General features: G+C 76.6%; 1 protein-coding gene. It reads right to left on the minus strand.

Annotated elements, in window-relative coordinates; translation table 11 throughout:
• Positions 1-2,464 (minus strand): SDR family NAD(P)-dependent oxidoreductase (locus ACFV4F_RS43110; RefSeq protein ID WP_380511471.1); only part of this gene is annotated, 2,464 nt, incomplete at both ends.

Here is a 2,464-nt window from a genome sequence, read left to right on the forward strand (position 1 = left end):
GGCTCATGCCGTCGGCGGCCTCGGCGTAGGCCTTGCAGCGGCCGTCGACGGCCATCGCGCGCTGGCGGCTGAAGCCGACGAAGGCGTTGGGCGTGGCCATGACGCTGACGCCGCCGGCGAGGGCGAGCGAGCTCTCGCCGTTGCGCAGCGACTGGCAGGCCAGGTGCAGGGCGACGAGCGAGGACGAGCACGCGGTGTCGAGCGTGACGGCCGGGCCCTCGAAGCCGAAGGTGTAGGAGAGCCGGCCGGACAGGACGCTCGGGATGGTGCCGGTGACGAGGTGGCCCTCGGCGCCGTCCTGGGCGGAGTCGCCGGGGCTGTAGTCCTGGTAGCTGGCGCCGATGAAGGTGCCGGTGAGGCTGCCGCGCAGGGCGGACGGGTCGAGGCCGGCGCGCTCCATGGCCTCCCAGGCCGTCTCCAGGAGGAGGCGCTGCTGCGGGTCCATGGCGAGGGCCTCGCGCGGGGAGATGCCGAAGAACGCGGCGTCGAACTCGCCGGCCTCGTGCAGGAACCCGCCCTGGGTGGAGTAGGTGCGGCCGGGGGTATCCGGGTCGGGGTCGTAGAGGCCGGTGTCCCAGCCGCGGTTCTCCGGGAACTCGGAGATGGCGTCGGTGCCCTCGGCGACGAGCCGCCATAGCTGGTCGGGGCTTCCGGCGCCGCCGGGGAAGCGGCAGCCCATGCCGACGATGGCGATCGGCTCGTCCGGGTCGGCGGCGGCGACCGGCGGCGCCGTCACGTCCTGCGGCCCGTCGAGCAGTTCGCCGCGCAGGAAGGCGGCGAGCGCGACCGGCGTCGGGTGGTCGAAGGCCATCGTGCTGGGCAGCGGCAGGCCGGTCAGCGCGGCGAGGCGCTTGCGCAGCTCGACGGCGGTGAGCGAGTCGAACCCGAGCTCGTAGAAGTCGCGTTCGGCGTCGACGGCCTCCGGGGAGGGGTGGCCGAGGACGGCGGCGGCTTCGGCGCGGACGGTGTCGACGAGGTACCGCATGCGGTCGCGCTCGTTCAGGTCGAGCAGCTGCCGGGTGAAGTCGGCGGCCGCGTCGGCACCGCTCGCGCCGGCGCCGGAGGCGGTGCGCCGGGCGGCACGCACGAGTCCGCGGAACAGCGGCGGCACGTCGCCCTGGGGGCGCATGCCCCCGGCGGCCAGGCCCATCGGGATGACGAGCGGTTCGGCGGAGCCGAGGGCGGCCTCGAACAGGGCGAGGCCCTGCTCGACGGAGAGCGGCGGAATGCCGCCGGACTGCATGCGCCGCATGTCGGTCTCGCTGAGTTCGCTGGTCATGCCCGCCTCCTGGGCCCACGGGCCCCAGGCGAGCGAGGTGCCGGCGAGGCCGAGCGACCTTCGGTGGTCGATCAGGGTGTCCAGGAACGCGTTGGCCGCAGCGTAGTTGCCCTGGCCGGGGCTGCCCATGACGCCCGCGATGGACGAGAAGACGGCGAACTGCGCGAGGTCGAGGTGGCGGGTGAGCTCGTGGAGCTGCCAGACGGCGTCGACCTTGGGCCGCAGGACGGCGGACAGGCGCTCGGGGGTGAGCGCGGTGACGATGCCGTCGTCCAGCACACCGGCCGTGTGGATGACGGCGGTGAGCGGGTGCTCGGCGGGGATGCCGGCGAGCAGCGCTTCGGTGGCGGCACGGTCGGCGGTGTCGCAGGCGACGACGCGGGCCTCGGCGCCGAGGGCCGCCAGGTCGGCGAGGAGTTCGGCCGCGCCGGGGGCGTCCGGTCCGCGCCGGCTGGTGAGCAGCAGGTGGCGGGCGCCGGTGACGGCGAGGCGGCGGGCGAGGTGGCGGCCGAGGGCGCCGGTGCCGCCGGTGATCAGGACGGTGCCGTCGGGGTCGCGCTCCACGGGCATCGTGAGGACGGTCCGCTGGTACCGGTCCCCGGCGGTGCGGGCGTCGCGGATGTCGCGCGCGGCGACGGGCGGCGCGGTGAGTTCGCCGCGTCCGGCGAGGGCGGCGAGTTCCGCGAGGATCGCGGCGGTCTCGTCGGCGTCCGGTGCGGGCAGGTGGGCGAAGGCGTCGTCGTCGAGGACGAGGTCGGTGCCCGCCGCCGCACGCCCGAGGAGTCGCTCCGGCGGCAGGCCGTGGCCGAGCAGGGTCTCGCACAGGCCGTCGGGGGCCGTGGCGGAGACGTCGGCGCCGAGGAGCAGGGCGAGCTGGACGGCGGCGGTGGCCGGTCCGGTGGCGGTGGCGTGCACGTGGACGGTCCAGCCGGTCCGGCCGGCCTGGACGGCCGGGCCGCCGAGGGCCTGCCGGGCGGGGACGAAGTCGGCGGCCAGGGCGGCGGCGGCCCCGAAGGACCAGCCGTCGGGCAGCGGGGCCAGGAGGCGCCGGTCGGCGACCGCCTTCGGCCCGGCGGCCAGCACGCCGAACACCTCGTCGCCGGGGCGCAGGTCCGGCACGCCGTCACCGACCGCCGTCACCACGCCGGCCGCGCCGGTGCCGTGTCCGTGAACCGCGGCGGCCCG

This window comes from Kitasatospora sp. NPDC059722, from assembly GCF_042733235.1.
In the GTDB taxonomy this organism is placed as follows: domain Bacteria; phylum Actinomycetota; class Actinomycetes; order Streptomycetales; family Streptomycetaceae; genus Kitasatospora.